Source organism: Halomonas sp. 141 (assembly GCF_002810305.1).
In the GTDB taxonomy this organism is placed as follows: Bacteria; Pseudomonadota; Gammaproteobacteria; order Pseudomonadales; family Halomonadaceae; genus Vreelandella; species Vreelandella stevensii.
The window spans coordinates 59,857-79,201 of sequence record NZ_PINZ01000014.1; the positions used below are offsets into that span (position 1 = coordinate 59,857).

Here is a 19,345-nt window from a genome sequence, read left to right on the forward strand (position 1 = left end):
TCATTCGCCACGGCGCCAGTGAAAGTAGCGGTTCAACCAGGCCAGCACACGCTCGGGTTTGTGCGCGTTCTTCCATACGCCTGCGGTGGCCTTGGCCGCTTCGCCCAGGGTGGGGTAGGGGTGAATGGTGCCGAGCAGCTTGTTCAGCCCCAACCCGTGTTTCATGGCCAGGGTGAATTCGCCCAGCCACTCGCCAGCGTTTTCCGCCACGATGGTGGCGCCCAGAATCTTGTCCTTGCCGGGCACGGTCAGCACCTTGATGAAGCCGTCGGTGGCACCTTCGGCAATGGCGCGGTCGCTGTCGCGCATGGCGTAGCGGGTCACTTCGTAGGCAATGCCTTTGGCGGTGGCCTCTTTTTCATTCAGCCCCACCCGCGCCACCTCCGGCTGTACGTAGGTCACGGCGGGCATGAAACGGTAATCCACGGCGAAGCTTTTCAGCTCGCCAAACAGGGCGTTGACGGCGGCGTGCCAGGCCTGATGCGCCGCCGCATGGGTCAGCTGATAGGGGCCTGCCAGATCACCGCAGGCCCAGATGTTGGGCACCCGGGTTTGCAGCCGCTCATTGAGGGCCAGGGTGCCGACCTGGGTCGTACTGATGCCCAGTGTTTCCAGCCCCAGGCCTTCCACGTTGGCCTGACGCCCCGCGCTGACCAGCAAATAATCGAACGCCAGCGTCAAGCGTTCCCCCTGGTGCTCGATGACGAGCTGGTGTGCACCGTCTGCCTGGCTGACTTCCAGCGCAGTGGCGCCCGTCATCACCGTCACGCCTTCCCCGGAGAGCGTGCCTGCCACATGCTCGCCTACCTCGCTATCTTCACGGCCCAACAGCTGGGGCGCACCTTCAACCAGGGTGACCTGACTGCCCAGCCGAGCAAAGCTTTGGCTGAGTTCGCAGCCAATGGCGCCGCCGCCCAGCACCACCAGGCGCTTGGGCAGCTCGGTGAGCGACCACAGGTTTTCCGAGGTGAGCAGTGGCGCGTGCTCGATGCCGGGCAGCGGCGGCACCCGTGGGCGAGCCCCCGTGGCCAGCACGATATGGCGCGCGGTGAGCGTGGTATTCCCCACGCGAACTTGCCAGGGCGTGACGAGCTGGGCGTGGTCCTGATACACCGTGACCCCCAGCCCGGTATAGCGCTCGACGCTGTCGTGGGGCTCGATGTCGGCAATGGCTTGATGGACATGGCCCATCACTTTGGCAAAGTCCACCTCGGGGGCACTGGCGCTGACGCCAAACCGATGGGCGGTGCGAATCTCGTGGGCCGCCCGTGCCGCCCGTATCAACGCTTTGGAAGGCACGCAGCCGGTATTCAGGCAGTCGCCGCCCATCTTGTGCTTTTCAACGAGGGCTACCTTGGCGTTGACGGCGCTGGCGATGTAGCTGGTGACCAGCCCCGCCGAGCCACCGCCGATCACCACGATGTCGTAATCGAAGCGTGCAGGCCGGGTAAAGTCCTGGTAAACCTTGCGTGTTTGCACGGCGGCGGCAATACGCCGGGCCAGCCAAGGAAACACCGCCAGCAGTGCAAACGAAGCCAGCAGCCCCGGCGAGACGATCCCCCCCAGGCTCTCCAGCTCACCCAGCTGGCCGCCCGCGTTGACGTAGACGGCCGTGCCCGGCAGCATGCCCAGCTGGCTCACCCAGTAAAACGTGGTGAGCTTGATCCGCGTGAGTCCCATGACCAGATTGATCATGAAAAACGGGAAGATCGGCACCAGGCGCAGCGTGAACAGATAGAACGCGCCGTCCTTCTCCACGCCCCGGTTGACCGTCTCGAACTGGCGGGGAAAGCGCTTTTCAATCGGCCCACGAAACAAGAAGCGCGAGAGCAGGAACGCCAGGGTGGCCCCCAGGGTGCTGGCAAAGGAGATGATCAGCAGCCCCCAGCCCAGGCCAAACAGTGCCCCGCCCAGTAGCGTCAACAAGGCCGCACCGGGCAAGGAGAGCGCCGTCATCACCACATACACCGCGAAGAACAGACCCGCCACTTGCCAGGGAGACTGCTGGAACGCGGCCTGAAACTGGCTGCGGTAGGCCTGCAAGGTCTCTAGGGTAAAGAAGGTGTGGGCGCCACTGACGTAAAAGCCCAGTATGGCCAACAGCAGCAGGGTGATGAGCAGCAGGCGCTGACGATTCATGGCAGGCTCCGGGAGAGGAAGAGGTGATGGTCAGTGACGATACGCGAGAATGCCTTACACACTCGCTTGATGAAGTTGTTGCCAGCGAAACCAGTCTTCGGGGCGGTCGATGTCCCACATGGTGTCGGGGTAGGCGGCCTCCAGGCCCAACGCGGCAAGGCGTTCGCGGGTTACGCTCAGCACCTGCTCGGAGCCCCAGGGAATCGCCGTGAACAGCTCGGGGTAGTCCTGGTGGCTGCCAATCAGCCCGTAGCCGCCATCTTCGGCGGGCAAAATGACCACATCAAAGGTGGCCAGGGCTGCTCGGCAGCGTCGCAGCATGGCCACGCTGATGCTGGGACAGTCGGTGCCCATGACCATGGCCGGGTAGCCTGACGTGTGATTCAGTGCCCGGCGAACGCGCATGCCCACGTCGCCAGGCTGCTGGGCCGCCAGGGCAATGCCATGCTGCGCCTGCAGCTCCAGAAACAGCGGGTGATTATGCTCCAGCGAGGTCCAGAGCGTGACCTGGCTCGCCCCCAGGGCCTCGCAGGCCGTGGCCACACAGTGGCGCACCATGGTGGCATGAGCATCGGCGGCCCCCTGAGGGCCCAGAGCAGGGATTAGCCGGGTCTTGGCATGGCCGGGCAGTGGGGCCTTGGCCAACAGATGCAAGTGGGCAGACAGTGAGTCAACGGGCATCACGGTACTCCTTGGCCAGTTGCGTGGCACTGACGCCACGCCAGTAGCGGTAGCGCAGCCGCCACATCAGGCAGATGGTTGTCCAGGCGCCCTGCTGGTCCCAGCGCCTGCCCGAGCTTACCACTTTATGGGGCAGACAGGCGGGCGGTGAGTACGCCTTCAGGCGCTTGCTGAGTTCGATATCTTCCATCAGCGGCTGGTCGGGAAAGCCGCCCAGCGCAAAAAACGTCTCACGACGCACGAACAGCCCCTGGTCGCCGGTGGCGATGCCGCTGAGCCGAGAGCGTCGGTTCATCAGCGCGGCGACGAGCGGCAGCCAGCGGCTTTGCCCTGCCAGACGAATGTCAAAGCGCCCCCAGTGGCGGTGCAGCAGCGCCTGGCAAAGCGCATCGATGGCCCGGGTTTCATGGCCCCAGGGCAGGTGGGTATCGGCGTGCAGGAACAGTAGCAGGGGCGCTCGCGCCTGCCGGGCGCCCAGGTTCATCTGCCGCGCTCTGCCCGGCGGGCTTTCGAGCACCGCGTCGGCCAGCGGGGTGGTGAGTGCCACGCTGGCGTCGCGACTGCCGCCATCCACCACCAGCACTTCGACGCCTTGCGAGCGTAGCGGTTGCAGGCGCATCAGCGTGGCGTGAATGCTCACCGCTTCATTAAGCATCGGGATGATGAGCGTCACCCTGGGAAGCCCGGGGCCGTGGTCAGTCGAGGACAAGCACGTCGCCTCCCGCTGCCGAGGCGTCGGCCTCGTCGTGGGTGACCAGCAGGGTTGGTAGCCCGGCGTCGCGGAGCTGCCCGAACACCAGCGCACGCATTTCCTGGCGCAGCGCCGTGTCCAGTTTGGAAAACGGCTCGTCCAGCAATACGGCCCGGGGCTGGGAGAGCAGCAAGCGCATCAGCGCGACCCGGGCTTGCTGCCCGCCGGAAAGGGTGGTCGGGTCACGCGCTTCGTAACCGGCCAGCCCGACCTGAGCCAGCGCATGGGCCACCTGTGCCTGGGGTTGCGGGCTGCGCTTGGGCAGGCCAAAGCGCAGGTTGCCCGCCACGCTAAGGTGGGGGAACAGCAGCGGGTCCTGAAACAGCAGGCCGATGCCACGCCGCTCTGCTGGCAGGGGGGAGAGCTCGCGCTCGCCCAGCCATAGACGGCCTTCGGCACGAAAGGGGGCGGCGAGAAAACCGGCCAGCAAGGCCAGCAGGGTCGATTTGCCCGAGCCGGAAGGCCCCATGACGGTCAGCACGTCGCCGGGGGCGATGGTGGCTTCGATGTGGAGCAGTTCGCGCTCAGCCAGGAAAATGCGCACCTGCTCCAGGGTCAGGGCATGTCGAGCTGTGTTCATTACCGGGCTCCTTCGTTGGATGAGACGCTGCGGGGCGCTCCCAGCCAGCGGGGGATCGCCAGCGCCAGCATGAAACCCGCCAGCGGCAGAACGGCCTGCACCAGCGCCCAGACGCCAATCAAACGGCGATTGCCGCCGGATGCGAGGGCGACCGCCTCAGTGGTCACGGTGGAAACCCTGCCCGCCCCCAGCAGCTGCGTGGGCAGGTACTGGCTGATGCTCACGGCCAACCCGACGGCCAGCGACGTCAGCAGCGGGGCGAGCAGCAGCGGCAACCGCACCCGCCAAAACGCGAGGTTGGGCGTGACGCCCAGCGACTGTGCCATGTGAATCCAGCGCGGGTCGAGCTGGCGATAGGCTTCCGCCAACGACAGGTAAAGATAGGGCAGCACGAACAGCAAATGGCCCGCCATCACCAATGCCAGCTGCGGGCGAATCCCGAGGCTTTCCGCCGCTACGATCAAGCCAAACAGAAACGCAATCTGCGGCACCAGTAACGGCAAGTACAGCAGCCACAGGGCACGGGAAGGACGAATCTGCTGGCGCTGCTCATGCTCCAGCGCCGCCACCACCAATAGCGCCGCCACCCCCGTGGAGACCACCGCAATGGCCAGGGTCGTCCGCAGGGGACCTGCGAGCTGAGGGGCGCTGCGCTGCCAGTGGTCCAGGGTCAACACTTGCGGAAACAGCTCAGGAAAGCGCCAGAAACCGGCCACCGAAAACAGCGCCAGCCCCGCCAGGGCCGCCAGGGCGGCGACGGTTACCAGGGTCAGGCCGCCTCGGCCCGCAATCTTCACTGCCGTGGCGCCGCGCTGGCGGCTGCCGTTGACGAGCCAGCCCCGGCTTGACCAGCGCACACCCTGCTCCATGAGCCACCAAAGCAGCAGGGCCAGCACCGTGACCCCCAGTTGCAGCACGGCCGCGGCAGAGGCCATCAGGCGGCGGGTGATGTCCGGGTCGTTGAGCCAGCCCAGAATCGACACGCTGAGGGTCGGCGGCAGGCGCGGGCCCAGAATCAGCGCCATATCCACTACCGAGGTAGCGTAGGCGATCACCGCGTAGACCGGCAGCCGAATCAGCGGGTAGAGCGAGGGCAGCACCACCTTCAGCCAGCCGATTACCGGGGTATAGCCCAGCGACCGGGCAAGCCGAAGCCGCTTTTCGGGCTGCAGCTGGGGCAGCGCTGCCAGGCTCATCAGTAGTAGGAAGGGCGCTTCCTTGAGCACCAGGCCAAGGGTCAAGGCCACCCCCCAGGGGTCATTGACCACTAGCGCGTCAGGCGGGCTCTCCCAGCCGGTCAGCCAGGGCGAAAAGAGCCGCGCCGTCAGGCCGGACGGGGCGATCAGGAAGGCAAAACCAAAGGCCACCGCCGCATGGGGAATCGACAGCAGTGGCGACACACACCGTCGCAGGCTGCGGTCCAGCCAGGTGCCCTGGCTGGCGGCCAGAAACAGCACCACCACCAGCAGCGCCAGGGCAGTGCTGGCCAGGCCGCTGAACAGGCTGACCAGCACCGAGCGGCCCAGCCCCGGCTGGGCCATTAGCTGCTGCCAGGGGGCGAGGCTCAGCTGCTCGCGACCAATGACCGGCAGATAGCCAAAGGCGGGCAGCACCACCATGGCCAGCCCTGCCGTCACCGGCAGGACCAGCAGCGCCACGAGGGTAATGGGCGCCAGCCGCAGCATCATGAACGAAAGGCCATGCTTAGTTGACGCCGTAGCGCTCGAGCCAGGCGGCTTGCAGGGCGGTCATCCAACTGGGGTGGGGCTCGGCGAGGGTATTGGAGAGAGCGTCGGCAGGCAGGGCCGAAGGATGGTGGTCGCCCTCCTCGAACAGCGCCTGTTGCGCATCGCTGAGCTGGTCGATGGCCAGCACGCTGCGGTCGCCCCACATGCTCAGCGACTGCTTCTGCGCTTGCGCCTCCGGCGAGAGCAGGAAGTTGGCCAACGCCATGGCGCCCGCCTTGTGGGGCGAGTTATAGGGAATCGCTACAAAGTGGACGTTGCCCAGGGTGCCCCCTTTCAGCACATAACTGCGCACGCTGTCCGGCAACTCGTACTCCATCACGGCCACGGCGGCATCGGTGGGGTAGAAGGAGAAGGCCAGGCTGATCTCGCCATCGCTCATCAGCGTGCGCAGATTGGGGCCGGATGCAGGGAAGCTGCGGCCGCTGCGCCACAGGTGGGGGTGCAGCGCATCCAGGTAGGCCCACAGCGGAGCCGTGATGGCCTCGAAATCCGCGTCTTCGACAGGCTGATAGAGCGCCTCGTCTTGTTCCGTCAGTTCGATCAGCGCCTGCTTCAGGAAGGTACTGCCGGTGAAATCGGGGATGCGCGGGTAGCTGAACTGACCGGGATTCTGCTGCGCCCAATCCAGCAAAGCTTCGATGCTCTGGGGAGGCGTGTCGATGTGGGCGCTGTCGTAGAAGAAGGTGATTTGCGCCTTGCCCCAGGGGGATTCATAGCCTTCGGTGGGCAGCGTGAAGTCCGTCACTACCTCGGGGTTGTCGTCGGGGTGGGTGAGGGCGAAATGGGGCAGCGAGTCGGCAAAAGGGCCGAACAGCAGGTCCTGGGCGCGCATGGCGGCAAAGTTCTCACCGTTGATCCAGATCAGGTCGATACTGCCATCGTCGTGATTCCCCGCCTGCTTTTCTCCCAGCACCCGAGCCACGGCGCTGCTGGTGTCATCGAGCTTGACGTGCTCGACGCGCACGCCGTAAGTGGTGCGCATCTGCCCGGCGACCCAGTCGATGTAGCGATTGGTGCGGTCATCGCCACCCCAGGCGTTCCAGTACACGGTCTGGCCTTCGGCATCGGCCAGGACGCTTTCCCACTCCTGTTGGTCGGGCTGTGCGACCACCGGCGTTGTCAGGGTCGCTAAAGCAAGCGCCACGGCGGTGGCTAAAGCAGAGCGTGATTTCATCGAATGCCTCGTAACGTCAGTCGGTTATAGCGCGGTTTGTAAACATTGAAGCTCACCATGCACGTGGTCAATGATCGCGGGCGACAAATAGTGCTCTACCCTGTCGCGGACATGGGTGATGACGGCGTCGTTGGTCAGCTCTGCCGACCAGTCTTCGCCCTGGCGCTGTTCATCCTGGCGTTGCAGATGCTGAGCGCGCCACTTGGCACACCAGGTGAGCGACCAGAGCCAGGTGGCGCGTCGACAGGCCATCAGCGTCTCGACATTCGGCAGGGTTTGCCCCTGCGTTGACATCTGCGTCTGCCAGCGGCGGTAGAAAGCGACCACCTCGTCCAGGCTGAGCACCGCTTGGCTATTCAGGTCCCAGGTCGTCGAGGTGTAGAGCGACGTGTGCGCCAGGTCGATGCCCGGCAGGCCATAGCGGCATTTTTCCAGATCGACCAGGATCGCGCGCCCGGTATCCGTGACCAGGAAGTTGCCGGGATGGGTATCAAAACTGATCAGGGTCGGTGAGGCATTGGGCAGCGTGCGGGGCAGTAAATCCAGCTCCTGCTGAATGCGCTGGCCAATCCCGGCGGGTAGCTGTGCTTTCGCCAACCAGCTCGCCTGTTGATGCACTTCCGCTACCATGGCCTGCCAGGGGTCGGCAGGGGCCAGTAGCGGTGCCCGAGCGGTCGTGCATGGCAGGGGTTGGCAGTGCAGGCTGGCAAGGGCATCGGCGATGGACGATAAATCTCCGGGCAGTTCTGCCAAACGCCCGTGAATCGCATCGACCAGCAGCGCCCCCCCGCGGTAGCTCTGGGGTGGCGGGGAGCACATGGTGTAAGCACGGCGTATGTCCGCCCTGGCTAGCACGCGCATAGCAGGCGGCCTGGTAGTCCAGGTTGGCCTGCGGTGGCAGGTTCATCTGGCTCTGCTTGGGCAGCCTGGCGACCCAGTCTTCCCGCTGGCGGTGAATCCAGACATGGTCGTGGGCCAGGCCGGTGTCAGCCATGGGGGAGAGCGACCGATAGTCGATCCCCTCGCGCTGCAAGGTGGCTGCCAGCGCCTGCAGGCGTGCCGCTGAAAGAGTGGACATCGTGATTGTTCCGCGCAATGAAAGCCGTGGTGGCGCTGATGGGAGAGGGGCTCACCAGGGTGCCAAGTGGTTGCCAGATACTGTAACAAAAACGGCACCCCGGAGGGTGCCGCTGCGTCGCTGTCGCCTTACATGGCCGCAATCTTGGCCTGCTGCTCTTCCAGCAGCTGCCGGGTGGCCTGGAATTCGGCGAGCTTTGCCCGCTCCTTTTCCACCACCGCCACGGGGGCCTTGGCAATGAAGCCATCGTTGCCCAGCTTCTTCTCGATGCCGCCAATCAGCTTGTCCTGCTTGTCGATCTCTTTGGCAAGGCGGGCAAGCTCGGCGTCCTTGTCGATCAGGTCGGCCATGGGCACCAGCACTTCCATATCACCGACGAGCTGGGTAGCCGAGAGCGGCGCTTCATCCGGGTTGGCCAGCCACGTGACGCTTTCCAGTTTGGCCAGCTTGGCCAGGAAACGACGGTTCTGGTCCAGGCGTTCGGCGTCTTCCGGCTGGCCCTTGGTCAGCAGCACGTCCAGCGGCTTGCCGGGGGCAATGTTCATTTCGGCGCGGATGTTGCGCACCGCGATGATCACGCCCTTCAGCCACTCGATATCCCGAGTGGCCTGCTCGTCAATCTTGCTCTCGTCGGCTTCTGGCCAGGCCTGGTGCATGATGGACGCGCCCTCGCCCACATAGGTGCCCGCCAGAGGGGCGACCCGCTGCCAGATCTCTTCCGAGATGTAAGGCATCATCGGGTGGGCCAGGCGCAGGATGGTTTCGAGCACCCGCACCAGGGTGCGGCGCGTGCCACGCTTACGCTTCACTAGCGCTGCCGCTTCCGACGTCCTGTCTCCCGCGGCATTGGTACTTCCCTGTACGTCATCTTCCCACAGCACCGGCTTGGAAAGCTCGAGATACCAATCGCAATACTCGTTCCAGACGAACTCGTAAAGCGCCTGGGAGGCGTGGTCGAAGCGGTACTCGTCCATCGCCTTGGTGACCTGCGCTTCGGTTTTCTGCAGCTGGGAAATGATCCAGCGGTCAGCCAGCGAGAGCTCCACTTCCTCACCCTGGTTGCCGCAGTCTTCGCCTTCGGCGTTCATCAGCACGTAGCGCGAGGCGTTCCACAGCTTGTTGCAGAAGTTGCGGTAGCCATCCAGGCGGTTCATGTCGAACTTGATATCGCGCCCGGTAGTGGCCTGTGAAAGGAAGGTAAAGCGCAGCGCATCGGTGCCGTGGGGCTCGATGCCGTCTTTAAATTCCTCTTTGGTGGCTTTGGCAATCGCCTTGGCTTTCTGGGGCTGCATCATGTTGCCGGTGCGTTTTTCCAGCAGCGCCTCCAGGGTGATGCCGTCGATCAGGTCGATGGGGTCGAGCACGTTGCCCTTGGACTTGGACATCTTCTGGCCCTGGCCGTCGCGCACCAGGCCGTGGACGTAGACGGTCTTGAAGGGGACTTCGCCGGTGAATTTCAGCGTCATCATGATCATCCGGGCGACCCAGAAGAAGATGATGTCGAAACCGGTGACCAGCACGCTGGAGGGGTGGAAGGTGTCCAGCTCCGGGGTTTTTTCCGGCCAGCCCAGGGTGGCGAAAGTCCACAGGCCCGAGCTGAACCAGGTGTCCAGCACGTCTTCGTCCTGGGTCAGTACGACGTCAGCGCCGAGGCCATGCTTCTCGCGGGCTTCCTCTTCAGTTCGAGCCACGTACACATTGCCGTCGGCGTCGTACCAGGCAGGAATGCGGTGGCCCCACCACAGCTGGCGGGAGATACACCAGTCCTGCAGGTCGCGCATCCAGGCGAAATACATGTTTTCGTAGTTTTTGGGCACGAATTGGATGTCGCCATTCTCTACCGCCGCGATGGCGGGCTTGGCCAGGCTTTCCACCGCCACGAACCACTGGTCGGTGAGCAGCGGCTCGATGACATCGCCGGAGCGGTCGCCGTAGGGCAGCGTGTTATTGACGCTTTCCACTTGCTCCAGCAGGCCGAGCGCGTCCATGTCCGCAACGATCTGCTTGCGTGCCTCGAAACGGTCCAGGCCCGCGTACTTGGCCGGCAGGCTGGCATCTTCATCGGGCTGCGGTTGACCTTTCAGGTCGAAGATTTCCGCCTGCTCCAGAATGGCGGCATCCTTGGTGAAGACGTTGATCAGTAGGTGGTTCTGGCGCTTGCCGACTTCGTAGTCGTTGAAGTCGTGGGCCGGGGTGATCTTCACGCAGCCAGAGCCCTTCTCCATGTCGGCGTGCTCGTCGGCCACGATGGGAATGCGGCGGCCCACCAGCGGCAGTTCGATGAACTTGCCGACCAGCGATGCATAGCGCGGGTCTTCCGGGTTCACGGCCACGCCGGTGTCGCCCAGCAGGGTTTCCGGGCGGGTAGTGGCGACCACCACGTAATCCTTGCCGTCGTCGGTTTTGACGCCATCGGCCAGCGGGTAGCGGAAGTGCCAGAAGCTGCCCTGCTGCTCCTTGTTTTCGACTTCCAGGTCGGAAATGGCGGTGTGCAGGGTGGGGTCCCAGTTCACCAGCCGCTTGCCGCGATAGATCAGGCCCTCTTCATGCAGGCGCACGAAGACTTCCTGAACCGCCTTGTAGAAGCCATCGTCCATGGTGAAGCGCTCACGGCTCCAGTCAACGCTGGCGCCCATGCGGCGCAGCTGGCGGGTAATGTGGCCGCCAGACTCCTCCTTCCACTCCCACACCTTGTCGATGAAGGCATCCCGGCCAAGGTCATGGCGGGTCTTGCCTTCTTCTACGGCAATCTTGCGCTCCACCAGCATCTGCGTGGCGATACCCGCGTGGTCGGTGCCTACCTGCCACAGGGTGTTGTTGCCCTGCATTCGTTTCCAGCGCGTCAGGGTATCCATGATGGTGTCCTGGAACGCATGGCCCATGTGCAGGCTGCCGGTAACGTTGGGCGGCGGAATCATGATCGAGAAGGGTTGGCCATGACCCGATGGCGCGAAGCGATTGTCGGCTTCCCAGCGCTCGTACCAGCGGGTTTCGATCTGTTCGGGTTGGTAGGTCTTATCCATGGAGTCACTCACAGCAGAGACGCCCCGCCTAGCGAGGTATCGAATTCATAGGTCAAGGATGCAAAATGGCGACAAGTATAGCGCGACTCGCCTGGGGGCGTCAGGGGTGTATTGACGGATCAAGAATGCGTCCTTAAACCCCGCATGGTCAACAGGCCAACCACGGGGCCGGGCAGTAGCCACCAGGTCACCCAGGGCCCCTGGCTTTCCCATAGCGACGTTACCAGCGCGATGGATGGGATGGTCAGCGCAAAGCCGATGGCATTCATCATGGCCAGGGCGGCACCCAGCCGCTCGGGGGGCGCGCTGGCCGATGCCAGGGCCGAAAACTGCGCCGAATCGGCAATCACGCTGATGCCCCAGAGCGCCAGCAGGGCCAGCAGGAACCCTGGCGAAAGGCCCGCCAGCAGCGGGTATAGAAGGCATAGGGTGCCGGATACCGCCAGCGCTACGAAGGCCACCTTTGCGCTGCCTATGCGACGGCTCCAGCGGCCTGCCAGCACACACCCGGGCAGGCCCAGCGCGATCACGGCAAAGCTGAGCCACGGCTGAAGGCTGGCGGCGGCGCTGAGCCGTTCCAGCTCTCTGGCCACCAGCAAGGGGACCAGCGCCCACAGGGCGTAGAGTTCCCAGCAGTGGCCAAAATAGCCCAGCGAGGCGGCGCGGAAAGCTTTCTGTTTGAAGGCGGCAAGCCCTGCCCAAGGGCGGCCTGCCGAGGCCTTGGCAGGCAGGTGGGGCCCTGTGCCCAGCCGCAGAATCAGCAGCGCGGCCAGCAGCGCCAGCACCGAGGAGAGCAGCAGCGGCCACTGCCAGGGCAAATGCAGCGTGACGCCCCGCAGCAGGTGCGGCGAGGCAATGCCGAGGGTCAGCATGCCGACCAGCCACCCCAGTGCCGAGCCTGCATGGCGGGGTGTCCAGCTGACCACCAGCTTCATGCCCAGCGGGTAGATGCCTGCCAGGCAAAGCCCCACCATGAAACGTACCATGGCTGCCAGCGAGAGGCTCTCCACCACGCCAATGAAGGCGGCATTGAGCACGGCGCCCAGCACGGCCGAGACGGCAAACAGCTGGCTGGCCCGTACGCGGTCCGCCAGGCCCGTGGTGGCGATGGCCAGCGTGCCGGTAATGAAGCCCGCTTGAACGGCCATGGTCAGCAGCCCCAGGTCGCGCTCGCTGAGTCCCGCCGCTTCCTGCAGCGCCAGGCCAACGCCGTTGATGCTGAACCACAGCGAGGTGCCAAAGAGCTGAGCAATGACAATGACGGCAAGCGGCCAGCGGGCCAGGACAGTTGACGGCATGGGGTGTCCTATCCTTGGAGTTGTTGTTATTGAATGATGATGGGAGGACGGCAGGGGGTGAGTTGCTCGGAGCGCCTCCTCAGCCTAATTTGTGCGGCACCACCTCGTGCCCCAGCGCCTTGTAGCGCTGCCAGCAGGCGCGCTTGGCCAGCAGCACCTGCTGGTGCTGGTTGATGATTTCCGCGACCCGGGCGTAGTGCTCGAAGCCCTCGGGGATCTCTGGGTGCAGATTAAGTAGCGCGGTCGCTTCCGTGGGCACCGGCAACCGCTGCCAGCCCAGCGTGATGGGCACGCTGGCCGCCAGCTCGCTGTCTTCCAGCGCATGGGGCAGGTAGGCGTCGTCGCGAAAGTGCCACAGGGCGTCGTCGGCCTGCTCGGCCAGCGCCTTGTCTTCGCAGTGCAGGTGCAGGCGGTAGCCTTTGCGATGGATGGTCTCTGCCAGTTTACAGGCGAACTGCAGGCGGGCGTCGAGGGTGGTGTCGGGAAGAATATAGAAATCGATACGCGCCATCGGATGGCTCCAGCAGTCTGGCGGTGCTCCCCCCGGCCAAGCAGCGGCCGGGGGGGCAAAGCCCGGTGTGATTAGACCAGGCGGGTCAGCCAGCCGTACTTGTCTTCGCTGCGGCCATACTGAAGGTCGAGCAGCGTCTTGCGGATGCGCTTGGCTACTTCGTTGTTGCCGTCACCCTGCAGGCGGATGCGCTCGTTTTCGGTCACCAGTTCCCCCACTGGCGTGATCACGGCGGCGGTGCCACAGGCAAAGACTTCGGTGATCTCGCCGGAGGCCGCGCCTTCGCGCCATTCGTCGATGCTGATGGCGCGCTCTTCGGGCGTCAGGCCCGCATCCTTGGCCAGGGTCAGGATCGAGTTGCGGGTCACGCCTTCGAGAATGGTGTCGGTCAGGCGCGGTGTGACGATGCGGCCATCCTTGTAAACGAAGAACAGGTTCATGCCGCCCAGCTCTTCGATCCACTTGTTCTCGGCCGCATCCAGAAACGCCACCTGGCTACAGCCATTGGCAGCCGCTTCTTTTTGAGCTGCCAGGGAGGCCGCGTAGTTGCCGCCACACTTGGCAAAGCCGGTGCCGCCGGGGGCCGCGCGCTTGTAGTGGGAAGAGAGCCAGATGGAGACCGGCTCGATGCCGCCTTTGAAGTAGGCCGCCGCGGGCGACGCAATCACGTAGTAATCGACTTCGTGGGCCGGACGCACGCCCAGAAACGCTTCCGAAGCGATCATGAACGGACGCAGGTAGAGGCTGCACTCGTCGGCGTCGTTGGCGGGGGTGGGCACCCAGACGTGATCCTGGGCCAGCAGCGCTTTCAGCGAGCCGAGGAAGTCTTCATCGGAGAGTTCCGGCAGGGCCAGGCGGCGAGCACTGCGGCGGAAACGCTCGGCGTTCTTCTCGGGACGGAAGGTCCACACCGAGCCATCCGCGTGACGGTACGCCTTGATGCCTTCGAAGATTTCCTGGCCGTAGTGCAGCACCGAGGCGGCAGGGTCCAGGGTCAGCGGACCGTAGGGGCGCACTTGATGGCCGTGCCAGTCGGCATCGATGGTCCAGCGCACGTGGGCCATGTGGTCGGTGAAGTGCTTACCGAATCCTGGGTTTTGCAGAATATTGTCACGAATCGCATCGGCCACCGGCTGGTTGGAGGGCAGCGTTTCAAAACGTGAGTCGAACTGAGCATCTGAAGCTGTGGGCACGGCGTGTTCTCTCCGCTAGAGCCAGGCCCCGAAGGGCGTAAAAGCGTTGTATGGGGTATCGCGTGTGCCGAGGTAGCCCCGGCACACGCTTATGCTGTCAGGTTTAACGGTTGCGCTACGGAAAGGCAACCATTGTTGGCCTGTTTTGGCGTCAGTCGCCGCTGTTTTCCACTTGGGCGTCGGCTTCACGGTCCAGCAGGTATTGGGTCAGCAGACCCACTGGGCGACCCGTGGCGCCTTTCTGCTTGCCGGAGTGCCAGGCTGTGCCCGCGATGTCCAGGTGCGCCCAGGGGAAGTGGTCGGCGAAGCGCGACAGGAAGCAGGCCGCCGTGATGGTGCCTGCTGGGCGGCCACCAATGTTGGCCAGGTCGGCAAAGTTGGAGTCCAGCTGCTCCTGGTACTCGTCCCACAGCGGCAGGTGCCAGGCGCGGTCCCAGGCGGTTTCCCCGGCGTCCAGCAGGTCGAGGGCCAGGTCGTCGTCATTGGCCAGCAGGCCGGTGGCGTGATGGCCCAAGGCAACGATGCAGGCACCGGTCAGCGTGGCGATATCCACGACGCTGGCCGGCGTGAAGCGCTCGGCGTAGGTGAGTGCATCGCACAGCACCAGACGGCCCTCGGCATCGGTGTTGAGCACTTCGACGCTCAAGCCCTTCAGGGTCTTGATGATATCGCCCGGCTTGGTGGCAGCGCCGTCGGGCATGTTCTCGGCCGCAGCGACGATGAACACCACATTGAGTTTGGGCCTGATGGCCAGCACGGCCTTGACGGTGCCGAACACGCTGGCGGCGCCGCCCATGTCGAATTTCATCTCGTCCATGCCTTCGCCGGGCTTGAGCGAGATGCCGCCGGTATCGAAGGTAATGCCTTTGCCGATCAGCACGTGGGGCGCTTCGTCGGCATCCTCGGCGCCTTGATACTTCATCACGATCAGGCGCGAGGGTTCGCGGCTGCCGCGACCCACGGAAAGTAGCGAGTGAGCGCCCAGCGCTTCCAGCGCTTCCTCGTCCAGGATGTCGACGGCCAGCGCACCTTGTGACTCGCGACCCAGCGCTTCGGCCTGTTCGGCCAGGTAGCGGGGCGTGCAGACGTTGCCGGGCAGGTTGCCCAGGGTGCGAGTGACGTTGATGCCTTGCCCAATCGCGCAGCCCAACGCGGCGCCTTGTTTGGCCAGCAGGCCTTCGGCGGCGTCCGTCACGATCAGGTGAAGCTTGGCCAGGGTAGGTGGTTTGGCGGGCGCGAACTTGAAGTGATCGAAGCGGTAGAGGGCACGCTCGGCAGCTTCGAGGGTCTTGCGCGCTTTCCAGCTGGCATCGCGGCCTTCCAGCGGCACGTCGGTGAAGGTAGCGCTGGCTTCATCGATGGGGAGCTTGACCAGCGCTGTCATGGCCGCGTCCAGTGCCTTGAGGAAAGCGGCTTCCTGGCATTTGCCGCGCTCTCCCAGCCCAACCAGCAGCAGGCGCTCGGCGCCCAGCCCTGGTGCAAAGGGAATCATCTGCACATTGCCCAGGGCGGCGTCGAAGTCACCGCGGCTCAGCAGTTGGCCGATCAGCCGCTCGCTGGCATCGTCGAGTTTGGCGACAGCGGGGAGTAAGTCGCTATCCTTGTAGACAGGCAGAACGAGACAAGCCGTTTCGGCTTTGGCTGGGTTTGCGGTCTGAACGGAAAATTCCATGACGTCTCCAACAAGACAAGCAACGAGTGATTCGGGATAATGCCCCGTCATTTACGACCAGTGTGATCAGTGTATCCAATTCGATGAATAGTGTACCCAAGCCACGGGCGCATTGCATGGCAACCTGTACCGCTAGCCGGAGAGTACGTTGATATTATTTCGGTACTTAACTCGTGAAGTATTACTGACCATGTCTGCGGTGGCAGGCATTCTGCTGCTGGTGATCATGGGTAGCCGGTTCATCCGCTATTTCTCGGATGCGGCCGAGGGCGATTTTCCCGTGACGATTCTGGGCAGCCTGATGGTGTTCCATTTGCCCGGGTTTATGGAGCTGATTCTGCCGCTGTCGTTTTTCCTCGGCATTCTGCTGGCGTATGGCCAGCTCTACATGAACAGTGAAATCACCGTCATGGTGGCCTGTGGCATGAGCCCGACCCGGCTGCTGCGGGTGACGCTGCTGCCCGCCTCCGTGGTGGCCGTGCTGGTGGGGCTGTGTAGCCTGTGGCTGACGCCTACCGGGGCCTTGCAAACCGCAACCACGCTGGAAGAGCAGCGCAGCCGCCTGGACGTCTCGGTACTGGCCCCCGGACGTTTTCAGGATTTTGGCGGCGGGCGTACCGCGTACATCACCGATTTCAGCAGCGATGGCCGACAGATGCAGGAAGTGCTGGTGCACGAACAGGCGCGGCAGGGGGCCGAACAGCCGCACAGCTACGTGACCCGGGCCGGGTCGGGCTACCAGGAAACCAGCGTCGAGACCGGCAGTCGCTTCCTGGTGCTGGAAAACGGTGAACGCTACGGCGTCACCCCAGGCCTTCTGAATGCCGAACGTCTGACCTTCGAGCGCTATACCCTGCGGCTGGGTTTGAGCCGAGACCGTCAGGAGCTGGATTCTCTTGAGTATGCCAGTACCCTTGAGCTGTGGAACGACGCAAGCCCCCGCGCCCAGGCGCAGTTTCAGTGGCGGGTAGGCCTGCCGCTGATGGTCTTCGTGCTGGCCCTGCTGGCACAGCCGCTTTCTCGGGTGAACCCGCGCCAGGGGCGATTTGCCAAGCTGCTGCCTGCAGTGTTTCTGTATGTCGCGTATCTTAGCCTGTTGCTGGCAGCGGTGGATGCCATTGGCGGCGGCTCGCTGCCTGCGGCTATCGGCGTGTGGCCGGTGCATGGCCTGTTCCTGGCCTTGGGCTGTTTGCTGCTATGGCACTCGCAACGGAAAGGAATGCGCTAATGCTGAATGGGTTGATGGGGGCTGACCGACTGGATCGCTATATTGCCCGCAACGTGCTGGCGGCCATTATCGTCGTGCAGTGTGTCTTGCTGGGGCTGGATATCACGATTGCCTACATCGGTGACTTGAGCGACACCCAGGGCGACTACACTGCTCTGGATGTGCTGTTATACCTGATCATGCGCCTGCCCTGGCGGTTCTATCAGTATGCGCCGGTAGCGGTGCTGATTGGCGCGCTGATTGGCCTGGGGAGTATGGCCTCCAGTAACGAGCTGACCGTAATGCGGGCGGCGGGCCGCTCGCTGGTGCGTATCGTATGGGGCGTCATGAAGCCGGTGCTGCTGGTCGTCGTCGTCGTGCTGCTGGTGGCCGAGTTCGTGACCCCGCGCACCGAACAGTACGCCGAAGCCTGGCGGCTGGAGCAGCGCCAGGGCGAAGGCGCGATGCTGACCAGTCGCAGCGGCTGGCAGTTCGAAGGTGACAGCGTCTACCGTTTTGGCGCCATCCGTGCCGACAACGTGGTGCTGGATTTGACCCGTTACCGCTTCGACGAGCGGCGGCTGGTGGAGGCGACCCATGCGCAGCGCGCGCACTGGGAAGAGGGTGCCTGGGTGCTGGAAGAGGTCACCACGACCCGGATATACGATGCGCGGACCGAATCGGATTACCAGCCAACGACTGCCTGGGACACGAACCTGACGCCGACGCAGCTGGAACGCTTGCTGCGCGATATCCAGAGCCAGGCACCCAGCGAACTCTGGGCCTATGCCCAATTCCTCAAGAGCCAGGGGCTTCAGGCCGACCAGCCGCTGCTCTACTTCTGGCAGAAGGTGCTGCTGCCGCTCACCATGGGCTCGCTGGTACTGATTGCGGCGTCCTTCGTGTTTGGCCCGCTGCGTACCGTGGCGGCAGGGACGCGGGTCTTCTATGGCGTGGTCACCGGCCTGCTGTTCAAGTACGTACAGGACCTGCTGGCCCCGGCCTCCACGCTGTTCGGGTTTTCGCCGGTCTGGGCTGTTCTAGTGCCCACCCTGGCCTGTGCGGCGGTGGGCATCTACTTCCTGCGCCGCAACGGTTGAGCGGGGTATACGCATTGAAAAGAGGATGGAAAGAGTGACCCATACAAGACGCTTCACCCAGTTAGACAGCGTGTGGCCTGCGGGGCTAGGACGCCGTCTGGGCGCCATGATTTACGACGGTTTTCTGGTGCTGGCCATCTGGATTGCGGCCACCGTTGCCCATCTGGCGTTCTTTCGTTTCGTGCTGGGCCAGACGGCGGATGAAATCGGCACGACGGCGCTGGACATCTGGAGCTTACGGCTGATACTGGTGTTCTTCGTGACGCTGTTTTTCGTCTATGCCTGGCGACGTGGCGGCATGACGCTGGGGATGCAGGCCTGGCGGCTTCGCGTGCAAACGCTGGACGGGCACGCCATCTCCTTGCAGCAGAGCCTGATTCGCTGTGCGGTGGCCTGGGTGTCGCTGGCCGCCCTGGGGCTGGGCTACTGGTGGGTGCTGTTCGACCGGCAGCGCAGAAGCTGGCCCGACATCGTATCGCGCACGGAAACCGTGGTGTTGCCCAAGAAGTGATAAAAATAATGAAAAAATTCGAGCGACGAAAAGGATGAAAAATAGCTTTTCGTCAATCGGTTAGCTATCCATTAGCAGAGCCTCAAGAAGAATCGCTACTAAAGAGTAGTGTTTTCTACTTGAAAAGATGTATGCGAATCATTTACATTCATCTCATGTCTTGTATGAGGTGGCGCTATGTACGTATGCGTGTGCAAAGGAGTAACCGACCATCAGATTCGTCAGCAAGTGAGCGACGGAGCGCGCAGCTGGCGAGAAGTGCGTGAAGCTACCGGCTGTGGCACGCAGTGCGGCAAATGCGCCTGCTATGCCAAGTCGCTGACCCGTGAAGCGGTTCAGGTGGCGCGGGCCGAAGCCGACATGAGTCTCGCTTACGCCGTATGACGCGAATCACTCTTGTTAGGCTTATCGTTAGCAAATAATTGATTTATTTGAAATTTTTGTTTTCCCGTCTATACTCCCGACAACGTTGGGAGTAAGCCTTTTTATCGAACATCGCGAAAACCTCGTACTTCTAGTGCGAGGATGGATAGCGAGGGGCGCGAGAGCGCCCCTAGCCCGGCCTCGATTGTTGCTCAATATACTGCTTGACCATGCTCAGGGGGGCGCCTCCGACACTTCCCGCAAAGTAGCTTGGACTCCACAGCGAGTTCTTCCGGTAGGCGGGCTGCACCAGTTC

Annotated in this window: 18 protein-coding genes; 5 read left to right on the forward strand and 13 right to left on the reverse strand. The window is 63.6% G+C overall.

Translation table 11 applies throughout. The annotated features are described in order from the left end of the window. Genes CWI66_RS08680 through CWI66_RS08710 form a run of 7 tightly spaced genes read right to left on the reverse strand, consistent with a single transcriptional unit; the run spans nucleotide 1 to nucleotide 7,892 of the window. Nucleotides 1-2,139: an FAD-dependent oxidoreductase gene (locus tag CWI66_RS08680; protein ID WP_016915015.1), complete on the reverse strand. Its 2,139-nt coding sequence runs from the start codon at nucleotides 2,137-2,139 to the stop codon at nucleotides 1-3. A gap of 54 nt (nucleotides 2,140-2,193) precedes the next feature. Further along, nucleotides 2,194-2,820 carry a TIGR04282 family arsenosugar biosynthesis glycosyltransferase gene (locus CWI66_RS08685; protein WP_016915014.1) on the reverse strand — a complete coding sequence of 209 codons (627 nt, stop codon included), beginning with the start codon at nucleotides 2,818-2,820 and terminating at the stop codon, nucleotides 2,194-2,196. After that, a complete protein-coding gene (locus CWI66_RS08690; RefSeq protein ID WP_269799696.1) occupies nucleotides 2,810-3,529 on the reverse strand; it encodes a TIGR04283 family arsenosugar biosynthesis glycosyltransferase in 720 nt (239 codons plus the stop codon). The genes CWI66_RS08685 and CWI66_RS08690 overlap by 11 nt, the downstream gene beginning before the upstream one ends. Next, complete coding sequence (locus tag CWI66_RS08695; RefSeq protein WP_016915012.1) at nucleotides 3,516-4,151, reverse strand: ATP-binding cassette domain-containing protein; 636 nt, start codon at nucleotides 4,149-4,151, stop codon at nucleotides 3,516-3,518. Before CWI66_RS08695 ends, CWI66_RS08690 begins: the two co-directional genes overlap by 14 nt. Next, the gene (locus CWI66_RS08700; RefSeq protein WP_198517485.1) at nucleotides 4,151-5,839 is read right to left on the reverse strand and encodes an ABC transporter permease; all 1,689 of its coding nucleotides are present in this window, start codon (nucleotides 5,837-5,839) and stop codon (nucleotides 4,151-4,153) included. Before CWI66_RS08700 ends, CWI66_RS08695 begins: the two co-directional genes overlap by 1 nt. A 16-nt stretch (nucleotides 5,840-5,855) precedes the next feature. Next, entirely contained in the window at nucleotides 5,856-7,073 is a 1,218-nt protein-coding gene (locus CWI66_RS08705) for an ABC transporter substrate-binding protein (protein WP_081136691.1), read from the reverse strand. A 24-nt stretch (nucleotides 7,074-7,097) separates the two neighbouring features. Next, nucleotides 7,098-7,892 (reverse strand): phosphotransferase, encoded by a 795-nt coding sequence (locus CWI66_RS08710; RefSeq protein ID WP_332868292.1) that lies wholly within the window; start codon nucleotides 7,890-7,892, stop codon nucleotides 7,098-7,100. A 16-nt stretch (nucleotides 7,893-7,908) separates the two neighbouring features. Here CWI66_RS08710 and CWI66_RS18630 point away from each other — a divergent pair, with 16 nt between their 5' ends. Next, nucleotides 7,909-8,139: a hypothetical protein gene (locus CWI66_RS18630; RefSeq protein ID WP_332868293.1), complete on the forward strand. Its 231-nt coding sequence runs from the start codon at nucleotides 7,909-7,911 to the stop codon at nucleotides 8,137-8,139. A gap of 140 nt (nucleotides 8,140-8,279) precedes the next feature. On the opposite strand, the gene CWI66_RS08715 is transcribed toward CWI66_RS18630, so the two are convergent. The 5 genes from CWI66_RS08715 to CWI66_RS08735 all read right to left on the reverse strand — a co-directional run bounded on the left by CWI66_RS08715 (nucleotide 8,280) and on the right by CWI66_RS08735 (nucleotide 15,848). Beyond that, nucleotides 8,280-11,174 (reverse strand): valine--tRNA ligase, encoded by a 2,895-nt coding sequence (locus CWI66_RS08715; protein WP_100731454.1) that lies wholly within the window; start codon nucleotides 11,172-11,174, stop codon nucleotides 8,280-8,282. A 119-nt stretch (nucleotides 11,175-11,293) separates the two neighbouring features. Continuing rightward, nucleotides 11,294-12,472, reverse strand: a complete 1,179-nt coding sequence (locus tag CWI66_RS08720; protein WP_081136685.1) for an MFS transporter — start codon at nucleotides 12,470-12,472, stop codon at nucleotides 11,294-11,296. Nucleotides 12,473-12,551: 79 nt separating this feature from the next. Next, the gene (locus CWI66_RS08725; RefSeq protein WP_081136683.1) at nucleotides 12,552-12,983 is read right to left on the reverse strand and encodes a DNA polymerase III subunit chi; all 432 of its coding nucleotides are present in this window, start codon (nucleotides 12,981-12,983) and stop codon (nucleotides 12,552-12,554) included. Nucleotides 12,984-13,054: 71 nt separating this feature from the next. After that, the gene (locus CWI66_RS08730; RefSeq protein ID WP_039175282.1) at nucleotides 13,055-14,176 is read right to left on the reverse strand and encodes a branched-chain amino acid aminotransferase; all 1,122 of its coding nucleotides are present in this window, start codon (nucleotides 14,174-14,176) and stop codon (nucleotides 13,055-13,057) included. Nucleotides 14,177-14,327: 151 nt separating this feature from the next. Beyond that, on the reverse strand, nucleotides 14,328-15,848 hold the full coding sequence (locus CWI66_RS08735) for a leucyl aminopeptidase (RefSeq protein WP_081195166.1): 1,521 nt from the start codon (nucleotides 15,846-15,848) through the stop codon (nucleotides 14,328-14,330). Nucleotides 15,849-15,996: 148 nt separating this feature from the next. Between CWI66_RS08735 and lptF the strand changes: the two genes are divergently transcribed. From lptF to CWI66_RS08755, 4 genes are all read left to right on the forward strand, one after another. Next, the gene (gene lptF, locus CWI66_RS08740; RefSeq protein WP_026001840.1) at nucleotides 15,997-17,076 is read left to right on the forward strand and encodes an LPS export ABC transporter permease LptF; all 1,080 of its coding nucleotides are present in this window, start codon (nucleotides 15,997-15,999) and stop codon (nucleotides 17,074-17,076) included. Then, the gene (gene lptG / locus CWI66_RS08745) at nucleotides 17,076-18,155 is read left to right on the forward strand and encodes an LPS export ABC transporter permease LptG (RefSeq protein WP_016914998.1); all 1,080 of its coding nucleotides are present in this window, start codon (nucleotides 17,076-17,078) and stop codon (nucleotides 18,153-18,155) included. Before lptF ends, lptG begins: the two co-directional genes overlap by 1 nt. 25 nt (nucleotides 18,156-18,180) lie before the next feature. Continuing rightward, a complete protein-coding gene (locus CWI66_RS08750; RefSeq protein WP_016914997.1) occupies nucleotides 18,181-18,666 on the forward strand; it encodes an RDD family protein in 486 nt (161 codons plus the stop codon). Between the two features lie 177 nt (nucleotides 18,667-18,843). Then, entirely contained in the window at nucleotides 18,844-19,050 is a 207-nt protein-coding gene (locus tag CWI66_RS08755; RefSeq protein ID WP_016914996.1) for a (2Fe-2S)-binding protein, read from the forward strand. Nucleotides 19,051-19,219: 169 nt separating this feature from the next. On the opposite strand, the gene CWI66_RS08760 is transcribed toward CWI66_RS08755, so the two are convergent. After that, nucleotides 19,220-19,345 (reverse strand): transposase (locus CWI66_RS08760; RefSeq protein WP_198517487.1); only part of this gene is annotated, 126 nt, incomplete at its 5' end.